14 protein-coding genes are annotated in these 12,111 nt (G+C 68.7%); 2 read left to right on the top strand and 12 right to left on the bottom strand.

Features of this window, described 5'->3' with window-relative positions; translation table 11 throughout:
• Nucleotides 1-19 precede the first annotated feature (19 nt).
• Together EK403_RS05455 and EK403_RS05460 are read right to left on the bottom strand one after the other, a co-directional pair.
• Nucleotides 20-577 (bottom strand): tripartite tricarboxylate transporter TctB family protein, encoded by a 558-nt coding sequence (locus tag EK403_RS05455; RefSeq protein WP_128776500.1) that lies wholly within the window; start codon nt 575-577, stop codon nt 20-22.
• A 3-nt stretch (nt 578-580) separates the two neighbouring features.
• Nucleotides 581-1,537: a Bug family tripartite tricarboxylate transporter substrate binding protein gene (locus EK403_RS05460; protein WP_128776501.1), complete on the bottom strand. Its 957-nt coding sequence runs from the start codon at nt 1,535-1,537 to the stop codon at nt 581-583.
• A gap of 222 nt (nt 1,538-1,759) precedes the next feature.
• Between EK403_RS05460 and EK403_RS05465 the strand changes: the two genes are divergently transcribed.
• A complete protein-coding gene (locus tag EK403_RS05465) occupies nt 1,760-2,644 on the top strand; it encodes a LysR substrate-binding domain-containing protein (RefSeq protein WP_128776502.1) in 885 nt (294 codons plus the stop codon).
• A 126-nt stretch (nt 2,645-2,770) separates the two neighbouring features.
• Here the strand turns inward: EK403_RS05465 and xsc are convergent, their stop codons facing one another.
• Entirely contained in the window at nt 2,771-4,555 is a 1,785-nt protein-coding gene (xsc, locus tag EK403_RS05470; RefSeq protein WP_128776503.1) for a sulfoacetaldehyde acetyltransferase, read from the bottom strand.
• A 137-nt stretch (nt 4,556-4,692) separates the two neighbouring features.
• Between xsc and EK403_RS05475 the strand changes: the two genes are divergently transcribed.
• On the top strand, nt 4,693-5,466 hold the full coding sequence (locus tag EK403_RS05475) for an IclR family transcriptional regulator (RefSeq protein ID WP_342633774.1): 774 nt from the start codon (nt 4,693-4,695) through the stop codon (nt 5,464-5,466).
• Between the two features lie 162 nt (nt 5,467-5,628).
• Here EK403_RS05475 and EK403_RS05480 read toward each other — a convergent pair whose 3' ends face one another.
• The 9 genes from EK403_RS05480 to EK403_RS05515 form a co-directional block, all read right to left on the bottom strand.
• Nucleotides 5,629-6,516, bottom strand: a complete 888-nt coding sequence (locus EK403_RS05480) for a 2-hydroxy-3-oxopropionate reductase (protein ID WP_128776504.1) — start codon at nt 6,514-6,516, stop codon at nt 5,629-5,631.
• Between the two features lie 130 nt (nt 6,517-6,646).
• The gene (locus EK403_RS05485) at nt 6,647-6,922 is read right to left on the bottom strand and encodes a hypothetical protein (protein WP_128776505.1); all 276 of its coding nucleotides are present in this window, start codon (nt 6,920-6,922) and stop codon (nt 6,647-6,649) included.
• A complete protein-coding gene (locus tag EK403_RS05490) occupies nt 6,894-7,610 on the bottom strand; it encodes a hypothetical protein (protein WP_128776506.1) in 717 nt (238 codons plus the stop codon). The genes EK403_RS05485 and EK403_RS05490 overlap by 29 nt, the downstream gene beginning before the upstream one ends.
• A gap of 9 nt (nt 7,611-7,619) precedes the next feature.
• Nucleotides 7,620-9,047, bottom strand: a complete 1,428-nt coding sequence (locus tag EK403_RS05495) for an APC family permease (protein WP_128776507.1) — start codon at nt 9,045-9,047, stop codon at nt 7,620-7,622.
• Nucleotides 9,047-9,217 carry a hypothetical protein gene (locus tag EK403_RS22220; RefSeq protein ID WP_164919503.1) on the bottom strand — a complete coding sequence of 57 codons (171 nt, stop codon included), beginning with the start codon at nt 9,215-9,217 and terminating at the stop codon, nt 9,047-9,049. The genes EK403_RS05495 and EK403_RS22220 overlap by 1 nt, the downstream gene beginning before the upstream one ends.
• Before the next feature lie 25 nt (nt 9,218-9,242).
• Entirely contained in the window at nt 9,243-9,656 is a 414-nt protein-coding gene (locus EK403_RS05500; RefSeq protein WP_128776508.1) for a hypothetical protein, read from the bottom strand.
• Entirely contained in the window at nt 9,653-9,955 is a 303-nt protein-coding gene (locus EK403_RS05505) for a hypothetical protein (RefSeq protein WP_128776509.1), read from the bottom strand. The genes EK403_RS05500 and EK403_RS05505 overlap by 4 nt, the downstream gene beginning before the upstream one ends.
• 300 nt (nt 9,956-10,255) lie before the next feature.
• Nucleotides 10,256-11,332, bottom strand: coding sequence for a bifunctional DNA-binding transcriptional regulator/O6-methylguanine-DNA methyltransferase Ada (gene ada / locus EK403_RS05510; RefSeq protein ID WP_128776510.1), 1,077 nt, complete (start codon nt 11,330-11,332; stop codon nt 10,256-10,258).
• 76 nt (nt 11,333-11,408) lie between these two features.
• The gene (locus EK403_RS05515; RefSeq protein ID WP_128776511.1) at nt 11,409-12,110 is read right to left on the bottom strand and encodes an SOS response-associated peptidase; all 702 of its coding nucleotides are present in this window, start codon (nt 12,108-12,110) and stop codon (nt 11,409-11,411) included.
• Between the last annotated feature and the right edge of the window lies 1 nt (nt 12,111).

Genomic DNA, 12,111 nt, shown 5'->3' on the forward strand with positions numbered 1-12,111 from the left:
GTCTCCGGCTTCTCATGGCTCAGAAGCCGGTGATCAGGTCGGCGACGCGGTCGAAGGGCGCCGCGCCGCGGGGCAGCGAGACATAGACGACCTTCAAGAGCAGCACGGTGACGAGCAGCACACCGACGACGCTCGACGCCCAGATCGCGAGATGGCTGCGCGAGCCGCCGAGATACATGAAGGCGACCAGAAACGCCGTCGTCGCGAGCGGAAAGCCGATCGTGTTCAGGACGAGTCCATAGGCGATCGTCAGGCCGATCCCGGCGAGCAACAGAACAGGCTGGCGCGGCGCGTCGTCCTCGTCTTCTTCCGTCACGAGCTGGGCGCCGACGCCGCGCGCCCCGGCTTCCGCTCCTGCGAACAGAGTCGTGACGATCTGGAGCAGGGAAAGCGCGCCCATCATGACCAGGGCGGCGCGCGGCCAGAAGCTCGGGCCGAGCTCGCCCGGCCGCGCGTCATATTCGATCCCGTCGGCGACGGTCCAAAGCCAGACCGTCGCCACGAGGAGGAGGATGTAGGGAAGAGCCTGCGCGAGCCTCCCGCCGACGCCCTGTTCTCTGGCCGGAGCCGAGCTCATCGCTCAGCTCGCCTGTTTGATGGCGGACTTCATATCCTCGAGCTGCTTGGCCACGAAGGCCCCGGCGCCCGACTGATCGATGAAGCTGTTGGCGTCCGCGAACTGCTCCTTCAGGAACGCCTTGTAGCCGTCGCTCGCCGCGACCTTGGCGAGGGCGTCGGACAGCTTCTTGATGTTCTCCGGCGGCGTGCCGCCGCGCACCACGAGCGAGCGGAACTGCGGCAGCGCGATGTCGAAGCCGACCTCCTTGGAGCACGGCGTGTCCGGGAACGCCTCGAAACGCTTGGCGCCGAAGACAAGAAGCGGACGCATCTGCTTGCCGTTGAGGAAGCTGCCGACGTCGCCGGCCTGCTCGTAGAGCGCGTCCGCATGGCCGCCGAGGATCGAGACGTAGCGCTCGCTCGGCTTCGAGAACGGCACCTGGTTGACCTTCACGCCCTTCGACCCGAGGAAGCTCAGCGTAAAGTCGTCGACGCTGCCGAAGCCGAGCGTCGCGACCTTCAGCGCGCCGGCCTTCTCCTTGGCTTCCTTGGCGAAGTCGTCCCAGGTCTTGAAGCGGCTGTCCTGCGCCACGAAGATGAAGGACGGCGCCTGGATCAGAACCGCGACCGGCGCGATGTCGTCCATCGTCCAGCGCGGGTTCTTGCCGGCGAGCAGCGCGTGGCTGTCGGCGATATAGATCGCCGCCGTCTGGCCGTCGGCCGGGTTGGCGAGCAGCTTAGCCATGCCGGTCGCGCCAGTGCCGCCCGGAATGTTCACCACCGGCATCGGCTTGCCGATCTCCGGCTCGCCGAGCTGGGCGATCTTGCGCGCAAGCTGGTCGGCGCCGCCGCCCGGACCCCACGGCACCACGAGTTCGATCGGCCGGCTCGGATAGTCCTGCGCCCGAACTCCGCCGGCCGCCGTCATGGCGACCAAAGCAGCGCCGCCGGCAAGCACGTCCCGTCTGCTGAGATGCATGGTTTCCTCCCTTGAGCGTGCGGGTCTCCGCCGGGTTGTCCCGGTCCGTCGCCGCATCGCATGGCCCTTATTGAGCCTTATCGCGGAAGTCTGCGCCAGAACCGCAGGGCGAAAAGCCTGCTTCTGGAGTCGAACCTTCTGCGTTTCGACGAAGGTTACAGGCGCAATTCGCCGCAACAAAGTTCATTATGTGCATATCGATCATGAACAGGCTTCATCGATATGACCGACCTCGACCTGTCGCTGCTGAGGACCTTTGTGGCGATCGTGGACACCGGCGGCGTCACCTCGGCCGGGCGCGCGGTCGGCCGGACGCAGTCCGCCATCACTCATCAGATCAACCGGCTCGAGGCGCAGCTCGGCCGCCCGGTGTTCCACCAGAACCGCCGCGCCATAACGTTGACGGCCGACGGCGAGATTCTGCTGGAATATGCCCGCGCGATGCTGCGCCTGTCCGAGGAGGCGAAGGCGCGCTTCGCCGCGCCCGGCATCGCCGGCCAGGTGACGCTCGGCACGCCGGACCTCTACGCCGCCTATCTGCTGCCCGAGGTGCTCGGCCGCTTCTCGCGCGCCTATCCGGAGATCGAGATCCAGCTTCACTGCCGGCGGAGCGTGCATCTGCATGCCGAGCTCGCGCGAGACAAACTCGACATCGCGATCCTGACCGAGCAGCCGGACCTGCACGCGGGCGAGATCGTGCGCGCCGAGCCGCTGATCTGGGTCGCCGCGCGCGGCGCGCGCCCCGAGCTCGACGACCCGATCCCGCTCGCGGTGCTGCCGTCGGGAAGCGTCTATCGACAGCGCGCGCTCGAGGCGCTCGGCGCGGCCGGCCGGCGCTGGGCGATCCGCTCCGTCAGCGACACCATCGCGGGGCTGCAGGCGGCGGTGTTCGCCCGGCTCGCTGTCTCGGTCTTTCCGCTATGCGCGATGGCCCTCGGCATGCGGCGCCTCGGCGAGGACGAGGGCATGCCGAAGCTCCCTGACATCAATCTCGTTCTGCTTCGGCGTCCCGCCGGGATCTCGGACGCGGCCGAGCACCTCGCGCAATACATCTCGCGCGAGCTCCAATCCGCGGCGCCGTTCCGCCCTCCGCTCCGCGAGGCGTGACGTGGAAGGGGCGCGCGACGCCCTCTCCACCGTCGTCCTCCGGCTTGACCGGAGGACCCATCGTCGGCGTCGAGCGCAGGATCGACATGGATGGTCCGGTCAGCCGGACCATGACGGAAGCGCCCGTCAGCTTGCGAAGGCGCCAGCCTGCGGGCGCATGTCCTCGCGGCGGATGCCGGCGACCTTCACCGGCTTTTTCATCGCGTCGCGGCGGAACGGCTCGCCAAGCTCCTGATTGAGCACGACCTCGATGAAGGTCGTGATCCGCTTCTTCTGGTCCTCGCAGGATTGCCGAAGCGCGTCGGTCAGTTCCTGCTGCGTGCGCGCCACCACGCCCTTGAAGCCGCAACCCTCGGCGACCTTGGCGTAGCTCAGATGCGGGTCGAGCTCGGTGCCGACGAAATTGTCGTCGTACCAGAGGATCGAGTTCCGCTTCTCCGCGCCCCACTGGTAGTTGCGGAAGATCACCATGGTGATGCCCGGCCACTCCTCGCGGCCGATCGAGCTCATCTCGCTCATCGAGATGCCGAAGGCGCCGTCGCCCGCGAAGCCCACGCAGGGCGTGTCCGGATTGCCGATCTTCGCGCCGATGATCGACGGGAAGCCGTAGCCGCAGGGGCCGAACAGGCCGGGCGCGAGATATTTCCGCGGGCTGTCGAAGGTCGGGTAGGCGTTGCCGATCGCGCAGTTGTTGCCGATGTCGGACGAGATGATCGCGTCCTTCGGCAGGCCGGCCTGGATGGCGCGCCAGGCCTGGCGCGGCGACATGCGGTCCGCGTCGCGCTTGCGGGCCTCGGCGTTCCACACGGTGCCCTCGTCGTCGTCCTCGTGGTCCATGCTGGAGAGCGTCTGGAGCCAGTGCGACTTGGTCTGGTGGATCAACGCCTTGCGCTCGTCGCGCCCGGCGTCGCCGGCCGTGTCGGAGAGCTTCGACAGGATGCCGCGCGCCACCGCGGCCGCGTCGCCGCAGATCCCGACCGTGACCGGCTTGGTCAGGCCGATGCGGTCGGCGTTGATGTCGACCTGGATGATCTTCGCATCCTTCGGCCAGTAGTCGATGCCGTAGCCCGGAAGCGTCGAGAACGGGTTCAGCCTCGTGCCGAGCGCCAGCACTACGTCGGCCTTGGCGACCAGCTCCATCGCGGCCTTCGAGCCGTTGTAGCCGAGCGGTCCGACGGCGAGCCGGTGCGAGCCCGGGAAGCTGTCATTGTGCTGGTAGTTGTTGCAGACCGGCGCGTCGAGGCGCTCGGCGAGCGCGACGCAATCGGGGATCGCGTTGCCGATGACGACCCCCGCGCCCGACAGGATGACCGGGAACTTCGCCTCGGACAGCAGCCTGGCGGCCTCGGCGACCGCTTTTTCGCCGCCCGAGGGCCGCTCGAACTCGACGATCGCCGGCAGGTTGACGTCGATCACCTGCGTCCAGAAATCGCGCGGAATGTTGAGCTGGGCGGGCGCCGACAGCCGCTTCGCCTTCAGGATGACGCGGTTCAGCACCTCAGCGACGCGCGACGGGTCGCGCACCTCCTCCTGGTAGCAGACCATGTCGCGGAACAGCGCCATCTGCTCGACTTCCTGGAAGCCGCCCTGCCCGATCGTCTTGTTGGCCGCCTGCGGCGTCACCAGCAGCATCGGCGTGTGGTTCCAGTACGCGGTTTTGATCGCGGTGACGAAGCCGGTGATGCCCGGCCCATTCTGCGCGATCGCCATCGCGATCTTGCCGGTGGTGCGGGTGTAGCCGTCGCAGATCAGCCCGCCATTGGTCTCGTGCGCGACGTCCCAGAACGTGATGCCGGCCTCGGGGAACAGGTCGGAGATCGGCATGAAGGCCGAGCCGATGATGCCGAAGGCGTGCTCGATGCCATGCATCTGGAGCACTTTCACGAAGGCTTCCTCGGTCGTCATCTTCATCGCTTCGATCCTTCTGACGGGCGGCGCCCGGCTTGGCGCGGCGGCGTTTCGCTCGCCGTCTCCCATGACACGCCTCGCATCAGATCGCAACAGCGAGATCGATTTCGATCATTTTCATTTCACTTTCCGAGATAATCGTGCATTTTGTCGCCATGGATGATCTCGCTGGCGGCCTCAAGCCCATCGCCCTTCTGGAACGCGTCGCCGCGATGGAGCATCCGGTGACGCTCGCCGAGCTCGCGGTCGGCTCCGACGTGCCGCGCCCCACTCTGCACCGCTGGCTGAACGCGCTGACCGCCGCAGGCCTGCTCCAGCGCGCGCCCGACGGACGGCGCTTCGAGCTCGCGCCGCGCGCCTCGCAGCTCGCCTTTTCGATCCTGTCGAACCAGCCGGGCGCGGCGCTCCGCCACGGCCTGCTGGAGAAGGTCGTGCGGACGGTCGGGGAGTCCTGCAATCTCACCGTGCTGCACGGGACGGAGGTGACCTATATCGACCGCGTCGAGGCGATGTGGCCGCTCCGGATCACGTTCCAGCGCGGCTCGCGCGTGCCGGCGCACTGTTCGGCCAGCGGCAAGCTGTTCCTCGCGCTGATGCCGCCGGCGAAACGCGACCGGATGCTGCGCGACCTCTCCTACGAAGGGTTCACGGAGAACACGATCACCGACCGCGACGCGCTGCTCGCGGAGCTCGCCGCCGTGCGCAAGCAGCGCTACGCGCTCGACCGGGAGGAGTATCTGTCGGGATTGGTCTGTCTCGCGGTCCCGGTCATCCAGCGGATCGGGCGTTCGCCCGCCTGCATCGCGGCGCTCGCCATGCAGGCCCCGGTGTCGCGGCTGTCATGCGACGCGATGATCGAGAAGCTGCCTGCGCTGCAGGACGCCGCGCAGGCGATGTCGGGCACGCTGGAATAGACTGCGCGGCGTCCGCTCCCTCTCCCCTCAGGGGAGGGTAAGGGTGGGGATGACGGCGGCGCGATATCCGGATTCGCAGGGACCGCGCGGCCATTCTGAAAAGGCGCCGCCCGCACCCCCACCTCCGACCCCTCCCCTCAAGGGGGAGGGGAGAAAGAGCCTTCAGCTCTTCTTCGTGATCTCGTGCCCCGAGAGCCGCTCGATCGCCTTGCACATGATCGAGTCGTCCTCGTCGAGCTCGCCGGCGGCGACGCAGGAGTTGAACATCTGCTGGGCGAGCGCCGTGCCCGGCAGCGAGACGCCGAGCGCGCGGGCGTTGGACAGCGCGACCTCGAGGTCCTTCATGTGCAGCCTGGTGCGGAAGCCCGGCTTGAAGGTGCGGTTGATCATGCGCTCGGCGTGGACCTCGAGCACCCGCGAATTGGCGAAGCCGCCCATCAGCGCCTGACGCACGCGCACCGGATCGGCGCCTGCCTTGGAGGCGAACACCAGCGCCTCGGACACCGCCTCGATGTTGAGCGCCACGATGATCTGGTTCGCGACCTTGCAGGTCTGGCCCGAGCCGACGTCGCCGACCAGCGTGATCGTCTTGCCCATCGCCTCGAACAGCGGCCTGGCGCGCTCGAAATCCGTCTCCGACGCGCCGACCATGATGGTCAGTGTCGCGGCCTTGGCCCCGATGTCGCCGCCGGAGACCGGCGCGTCCACATAGCCGCAGCCGAGCTCGCCGATGCGCTTCGCGAAGTCCTTGGTGGCGACCGGCGAGATCGAGCTCATGTCGATGACGAGCTTGCCGGACGAAAGCCCGGACGCGACGCCGTTTTCGCCGAACAGCACCTTTTCGACGTCGGGCGTGTCCGGGACCATCGTGATCACGGCCTCGGCCTTCGAGGCGACCTCGGCCGGGCTCCCGCAGGCCGTCATGCCCTCGCCCTGCAGATCTGCCGGGACGCCGGAGCGGCTGTGCAGGAAGAGCTCGTGGCCGGCCTTGCGCAGGTTCTGCGCCATGGGCAGGCCCATGAGCCCCAGACCGATGAACCCGACTTTCATGGCGCGTCCTTTCCGCAGGATGGGGAGGGCCGCGAGGCGCGGCCGATGGAACCGCCTTCGCTCTAGCGAAGCGCCGCGACGATCGCCAGCCCGGCCGGACGTTTCGAAGGGATCTTGAGAGGCGGACGCCTCAGGCTGCGCCGGCGCGCTCGCGGTCCATGCGCGCGGCGCGGTAGGCGTCGGGCAGCGACAGCGCCCAGACGAAGAAGCCGCCGGCGTGGCGGCCGATGAAGGATGCGTCGGGGTCTGCGAATTTGGAGGTGAGCCAGAAGCCGATCGCTGCGAAGAACGCGAATCCGAGGCCGCGCGCGGCGCGCCCGATCATCACATGGCCCATCCCGGGCAGCAGCGCCGCGACCAGCAGCACGAGCCGCGGATCAGGCGGCGCGGACGTCGTCTTGGGCATCTGGCTCTTGGGCATCTGACTTTCGGGCGTCGGAGTTCTGGGCGGCGAGCCGCAGGGCGATCGCCGCCGCAAGCTCGAGCGCGGCCTCCGCGTCGGAGACCGAGATCCGCTTCGCGAAACGCGACTCGCGGAACAGCAGGTACGATGCCCGCTCGCCCTGCGCCGCCTGCCGGACGACCCGCACGCCGCGTGGCGTGACGGCGACCGATTTCAGCTTCGGATCGGAAAGCGGCTCAGCGAGCAGCGGCCCAAGTTCGGCGAGCAGCGAAGATGCGTCGCCGGAGCCGCGCACCGCCGTGTCCTGAGGCCAGTGGGGCGGCGGCGTATAGGCGAGCGGCAATGCGCCGGCGCCCGTGAAGAACTCCGTTCCCGTCGGCCGCCGGACGATCTCGACGGCCCGTCCGTCGGCGGCCGGCCTCGCGACGTCGGCCGCGATCCAGAGCTGCGGCAGCCGGCGAAACACGAGCGCCTCGGAGATCGGGACGAGCCGGGCGGACAGACCGCCGAACCGCCCGCGGAGCTCGCCATAGCCGGACGGCGCGATCTTGCGGACGACGCCGTCGAGCAGCCCCTCGCAGTCCGCCAGCGCCGACCGCCGTAAGGCCGCCTCGCGCCGCCCCGCCCGCAGAATCGCGGCGAGGGCCGCGCCTGCGGACAGGAGGGCGAGGAGGACGGCGAACGCGGTCACCAGAGAGCCTCAGTACCCCTTGGGCTTCGGCCAGGGCATCGTGAACTGGTCGCCGCGCCGACAGTATTTGTAGCGGTGCAGAACGAACCAGGCGGACGCGAAGATGTAGAACGCCATCATGGCGAGCAGCTGCGTGCCATAGCCGAGGAACACCGCGAGATAGGTCACGGCGCAGAGCCCGAGCAGCAGGATCGCCGGCAGCGGGTGCAGCGGGTGCACATAGCCCCGCGCGATCGAGCCCAGCGGCCATTTGCGGCGGAACATCATCACGCCGATCGCCATGATGGTGTAGCCGAGCAGGCCGGACAGGATCGACAGCGTGATGGTCTGGTCGAGCGGGGTCGAGACCGCGAACAGGATCGCGATCGGCACGAAGAACAGGATCGACCGGTAGGGCGTGTGGTAGCGCGGATGCACCGCGCCGAACCACACCGGCATGTAGCGGTCGCGGCCCATCGCGAACCAGGCGCGCGACGCGTCGTTGATGCAGCCATTGGCCGACGCGAGAGTGGCGAACAATGTGCCGACAAAGAGGAAGAGCTCGAGCGGCAGGCTACCGGTCAGCCTAGCTGCGTCGTAGAGCGGCGTGATGGCCTGGCCGAGATACTCCCAGGGCATCAGGCCGGTGCCGATGTACCACGTCAGCGTCGCGGCGATCAGCAGCGTCATGATGCCGGTCAGCGTGCCGAGCGGCAGGGAGCGGGCGGGCGAGCGCACCTCCTCGGCCGCCTGGGTGGTGCCCTCGATGCCGAGATAGAACCACAGGCCGAAATGCATGGCGGCCAGGATGCCGAGCCCGCCATAGGGCAGCCCGGTCAGCAGCTGGTCGTGCATCACCGTGGCGCCGGGCGTCAGCGGGTTGACGGCCACGAACAGCGCGAGGATCGCCGCGAAGGCGATCGCGGTGATGATGTAGTTGAGCGTTAGCGTCGCCAGCACGCCGCGATAGTTGAGCCAGGCCAGGAACACGATGGTCAGCGTCATGTAAGCGCGTTTGTCGACCTCGCCCGCAAGGCCCATATTGGCCGCGAAGGCCTGGATCAGGTCGCCGGTGACGATCGCGTTCGAAACCTCGAGCATAGTGTAGGCCATGACGAGGTAGAGCCCGACATTGAAGGCCGCGAGCGGGCCGATGATGTGCTTGGCCTGGGCGTATTGCCCGCCGGCGGCCGCGACCGTCGAGGTCACCTCCGAATCGATCATGGCGACGCAGGTGTAGAGGATGCCGGCGAGCCAGCAGGCGGTCAGCGCGGCGATCGCGCCGCCCTTTCCGACCGCGAAGTTCCAGCCCATGAACTCGCCGACGAGCACGATGCCGACGCCCAGTCCCCAGACATGGGCGGGCCCGAGCACCCGCTTCAGCGCGACGCGCTTGGACGAGGAGTCGGCGGCGGAGGCCGGCGCCGCTGCGCCGGGAACGTTGGCGACGTCGACCATCACCGCCCCGCCGCCGTCTCGCCGATCTCGGCGTCGATGATCTCGCCCTCGGCGGACGAGGTCAGATAGGCCTCGCTATAGGCCCGGTTGGTGGACAGCATGTCCCACAGCATCCAGAGCGCGAGCGCGGCGGACACGCCCCACGCCGCGTAGTTCATGATGGCGATCATCGATGTCGTCCTTGAACAGGCGGGGTCAGGCGGTCGGGCCGCGCGGATCGGCCTTGGCGTCGTCGCCGAAACGTTCGGCGATGACGTCGCGGTATTCCTTCTCCGACCACCGCAGCATCCCGACGAAATAGCCGACGATCACGAGGGCGGTGACGGCGAGCGCGACCCAGGAAAACTCGTAGTCGAAGCGCTTGCCGATGATCTCGGAGGCCTTTGCGGGGTCGAAGCCGAGCTTCTCCCACTGCGCGGCCATCGTTGCGTTCTGGCCGAGCGCCTCCCAGGTCGGGGCGTCGAAGGTCTTGACCGTCGTGCCGCCGCCCGCGAGGCCGAGCAGTAGCGGCAGATAGAGGATGACCAGCACCAGCGCGAGCATCAGGAAGGCGTCGACCACCTGCCCGAAGACCGACTGGGTCGGCGGCTCGTAAGGCGCGCGTTTCATGACCGCGCCCTCCGCTCGGCCGCGATGCGGTCGAGATAGTAGATGTCGGTGCCGTAGATCGCCGCCCTGTCCTCGCGGTAGTGGCGGATCAGCGCGACCACGGCGGCGGTGTTGAGCAGCAGCACGAGGCTGGCCAGCACGAGCATCAGGGCCGTCAGGCCGCTCGCGGCGATGTGGTCGGCCATTCGCCAGAAGATGAAGAGGTATACGGCCCATACCGCGACGACGCAGATATAGGCGGCGAACTTGTCGCGCGAATACATCGCGTCGACCCGGGCGTCCCGGCTTGCAGCGTTCATCCCTCACCCCCGAATTTTTCTTAGGAGGATATTTTTGCTCTTAGGGCGAAAGTGAACGCCTAAAATCAGGGCGTCAAGCGCCTATTCATTGTGCAGCGCGGCATTTCAGAACTTGATGCAGAGGACGAGGGCGACGGTATTGCGTGCTTCGAGACGCGCCTTTGGCGCTCCTCAGCATGAGGACCGTTGAGGATGCCAAGGCACAAACTTCCTCATGCTGAGGAGCCGTCCGTCAGGACGGCGTCTCGAAGCACGCAGGACATGGGTGCGGGAGAAGCCTTCCAGACCCCTCGCCCCTCATCAGCCTGCACGCTCTTTGGCGAGCAGCGCACGCTTGCGCTCGACGCCCCAGCGGTATCCCGACAGCGCCCCGTCCGTCCGCACCACCCTGTGGCAGGGGATGGCGACCGCAAGCGCGTTGGCCGCGCAGGCGCCCGCGACGGCGCGCACCGCCTGCGGCGCGCCGATCGCTTCGGCGATCTCGGCGTAGCTCGCAGTTTCGCCCGCGGGAATTTCGCGCAGCGCCCGCCAGACCCGCTGCTGGAAGGCCGTGCCCCGAATGTCGAGCGGCAGTCCCAGACCGAGCGCCGGCTGCTCCACGAAGCGCACGACCTCGGCGACCAGCCGCTGGAAGTCCCGATCGCCGCCGATCAGCTCGGCCCTGGGGAAACGTCCCCGTAGATCGCGGGCGAGCGCCGCAGAATCGTCGCCGAGCAGGATCGCACAGACGCCCCTCTGGCTCGCCGCTACGAGGATCGCGCCGAGCGAACTCTCTGCGACCGCATGACGGATCACGGCGCCCGCGCCGCCCGCGCGGTAGTCGCTCGGCGTCATGCCAAGCATCTCGTCCGAACTCTCGTAAAAGCGGCCGTTGGAGTTGAAGCCGGCGTCGTAGATCGCTTCGGTGACGGAGGCGCTGCGCCCCGCGAGCCCCTCCCGCACGCGCTTCGCCCGCTCAGCCGCGGCGTAGGCCTTCGGCGTCACGCCCGTCGCCGCCTTGAACTGGCGGTGGAAGTGGAACGGGCTGACGCCCGCGCGCCGGGCGAGCGCAGCGAGGCTCGGCGCCTCCTCGGCCCGTTCGATGAAGCGGCAGGCCTCCGCCACCGTCGCGGCGCGCTGCTCGGCGAGGCCCACGCCATCCGGCCGACAGCGCTTGCACGGCCGGAACCCCGCGCGTTCCGCGGCCTCGGGGCTTGCATGGAAGGCGACGTGCTCCGGCCGCGCGCGCCGCGCCGGGCAGGACGGCCGGCAGTAGATTCCGGTGCTCGCGACCGAGAACACGAAGGCGCCGTCGGCCGACGCGTCGCGCGCGAGCACGGATGCCCAGCGCGGATCGCGTTCGACGGCTGCGGCTTGTTCGGAGGAATGTCTGGTCATCGGTCGCGCGTCCCGTCTGGCGGTCATGCCGCCCTGCTATCGCGCCCCCGCAGCCTTCGCGCTCCGGCTCTTGCGGTCAAATCAGGCGGAGCTGGACCTGCCTCGGCTCAGGGCCCGGCGCGGGCTCGGCGCCGTCCTCCCGCTCGCCGCGCGCGACGACGCGCAGCAGGCCGTCGGCGAGCGGGCGCTGGAGGGCCGCCGCCTCCGGCCAGTCGGCCTGCAGCCAGACATCGACCTCCCCGGACGTCGTCAGAACGACCGGCATCGCCTTCGGGTGGACCGGCGCGACCACCGCGTTCGGCTCCGTGGTGAGGAAGCCGAAGAGGTCGGCCGTGACCTCCCCCTCCCGCACCTTCCGCACGCTCGTCCAGCGCGCCCAGAGACCGGCGAAGAAGGCGATCGGCCGGCTCTCGTCGAGCGCGAACCAGACCGGGACCTTCCGCCCGTCCGGCGCCGTCTCATATTCGGAGAAGCTCGTGAACGGCGCGACGCAGCGATTCGCCGGCCCGAGCCAGCGCCGCCAATGCGGGCTCGCCACGTTGCGGATGTTGGTCACGCCCGGATCGGCGTTGCGGCCCTTCAGGACGGAAAGCGGCGACGGCATCCCCCACCGCGCGAGGGCGAGTTCACGCCCTTCGTCGCCGGTCCGGACGATCGGGGCCGGGTAGTCCGGAAAAATCGCCGGCATGGGCGGCAGGTTGCCGGTCCGGTCGACCATCGCCCGGGCGAGCTGGCGGATCGCCGCCTGCCCCCTTGTCAGGGAGTAAAGATTGCACATG

Source organism: Hansschlegelia zhihuaiae, assembly GCF_004103825.1.
GTDB lineage: Bacteria > Pseudomonadota > Alphaproteobacteria > Rhizobiales > Methylopilaceae > Methylopila > Methylopila zhihuaiae.

Coding starts and splice junctions, on each gene's coding strand:
- EK403_RS05485 (WP_128776505.1), bottom strand. CDS start 6,922: ATGCCCAAGACGACGTCCGCGCCGCCTGATCCGCGGCTCGTGCTGCTG.
- EK403_RS05455 (WP_128776500.1), bottom strand. CDS start 577: ATGAGCTCGGCTCCGGCCAGAGAACAGGGCGTCGGCGGGAGGCTCGCG.
- EK403_RS05460 (WP_128776501.1), bottom strand. CDS start 1,537: ATGCATCTCAGCAGACGGGACGTGCTTGCCGGCGGCGCTGCTTTGGTC.
- EK403_RS05515 (WP_128776511.1), bottom strand. CDS start 12,110: ATGTGCAATCTTTACTCCCTGACAAGGGGGCAGGCGGCGATCCGCCAG.
- EK403_RS05465 (WP_128776502.1), top strand. CDS start 1,760: ATGACCGACCTCGACCTGTCGCTGCTGAGGACCTTTGTGGCGATCGTG.
- EK403_RS05500 (WP_128776508.1), bottom strand. CDS start 9,656: ATGAAACGCGCGCCTTACGAGCCGCCGACCCAGTCGGTCTTCGGGCAG.
- EK403_RS22220 (WP_164919503.1), bottom strand. CDS start 9,217: ATGATCGCCATCATGAACTACGCGGCGTGGGGCGTGTCCGCCGCGCTC.
- ada (WP_128776510.1), bottom strand. CDS start 11,332: ATGACCAGACATTCCTCCGAACAAGCCGCAGCCGTCGAACGCGATCCG.
- EK403_RS05495 (WP_128776507.1), bottom strand. CDS start 9,047: ATGGTCGACGTCGCCAACGTTCCCGGCGCAGCGGCGCCGGCCTCCGCC.
- xsc (WP_128776503.1), bottom strand. CDS start 4,555: ATGAAGATGACGACCGAGGAAGCCTTCGTGAAAGTGCTCCAGATGCAT.
- EK403_RS05480 (WP_128776504.1), bottom strand. CDS start 6,516: ATGAAAGTCGGGTTCATCGGTCTGGGGCTCATGGGCCTGCCCATGGCG.
- EK403_RS05505 (WP_128776509.1), bottom strand. CDS start 9,955: ATGAACGCTGCAAGCCGGGACGCCCGGGTCGACGCGATGTATTCGCGC.